Annotated in this window: 1 protein-coding gene and 1 pseudogene; both read left to right on the top strand. The window is 39.9% G+C overall.

Annotated elements, in window-relative coordinates:
• A partial coding sequence (locus ACED29_RS21110; protein ID WP_371698685.1) for a flagellin occupies positions 1-578 on the top strand: 578 nt, incomplete at its 5' end.
• 216 nt (positions 579-794) lie between these two features.
• A pseudogene (locus ACED29_RS21105) lies at positions 795-1,380 on the top strand (flagellin); the annotation flags it as partial.

Raw genomic sequence — 1,380 nt, 5'->3', positions numbered from 1 at the left:
GGAAAGCGGGTTATGATGTCAGTTACGATAAAGATACCAGTGTTATCAGTCTTACGGCTAAAAATGTAAATGGTATTCAAATTGCTGGTGCGACAGCGGGTACTGCAAAACTTGGAGGCCTAGTTGCAGGTGCAACTAATGCAGCTGTAAGTAAAACTGCTGAATTGAAGCTGTCATCATCGGATAAATTTACTGTTACAGGTGCATCTGCAAATGAATTACTCGGTGGTGGTACTACGGCTACCGCAGGAGCTTCAACGCTTAATAAAGTGAGTTTAATTGATATTGGAACAGCCAAAGGTGCTCAAGATGCACTCGCTGTGATTGATGCGGCAATTGGTGGTATCGATTCTCAACGTGCTGATTTAGGTGCGGTACAAAACCGTATGACTTTCACGATTAATAACTTGAGCAACATTCAGTCTAACGTATCAGATGCTCGTGGTCGTATTCAGGATGTTGACTTTGCCACTGAAACTGCTCAGTTAACTAAGCAACAGATTTTGTCGCAAACATCTTCTGCAATGTTGGCTCAGGCTAATCAGTTACCACAAACCGCGCTATCACTATTAGGTTAAGTCTTGTTTAAGTTCAATTAGAATAAAAAGCAGATCGTATGATCTGCTTTTTTATTTGTTTTCTATAGGTTTTTTATTTTATTAGAATTTTTTTGCTCTTTATTTCAAATATTCCCTAAAGGTTTTTTATACTGCGCCGTTACAGTGTATGTAGAAAATAATACTCGCCTGACAGTACTGACAGGCACTATTCAAGTTAGGTAGAGGGCAATAAACATGGCTATTTCAGTTAACACTAACGTCACTTCAATGAAGGCACAAAATACTTTAAATGGTGCCAACGGCGGTCTTAAAACCTCAATGGAGCGTCTATCTTCAGGCTTGCGTATCAATAGTGCTAAAGATGATGCTGCAGGTTTACAAATTTCTAACCGTCTAACCAGTCAGATTAATGGTATTGGTGTTGCAATGCGTAACGCTAACGATGGTATCTCGATCGCACAAACTGCCGAAGGTTCAATGCAGGAGTCGACCAATATTTTACAACGTATGCGTGACTTGTCATTGCAATCGGCTAACGGTTCAAACTCTTCTGATGACCGTTCAGCAATGCAAAAAGAAATTTCTTCTTTACAAACCGAGTTAACTCGTATTTCTGATACCACCTCATTTGGTGGACAAAAATTACTTGATGGAAGCTATGGTTCACAAAAGTTCCAAGTCGGTTCAAGTGCTAATGAAACAATTTCGGTATCACTAAGTTCTACTGCTGCTAACAAAATTGGTAATAACACCGTTTCAGGTGTAGGTACCAAGTTTGGTGTTGAAGCTGCATCGGTATTAACTCAAGGTACTACAGCTG

This window comes from Shewanella sp. 5S214, assembly GCF_041439795.1.
Classification (GTDB): domain Bacteria; phylum Pseudomonadota; class Gammaproteobacteria; order Enterobacterales; family Shewanellaceae; genus Shewanella; species Shewanella vesiculosa.
Note: the sequence above shows the minus strand (reverse complement) of the source record. Positions and strands in the feature narration are given on the sequence as shown.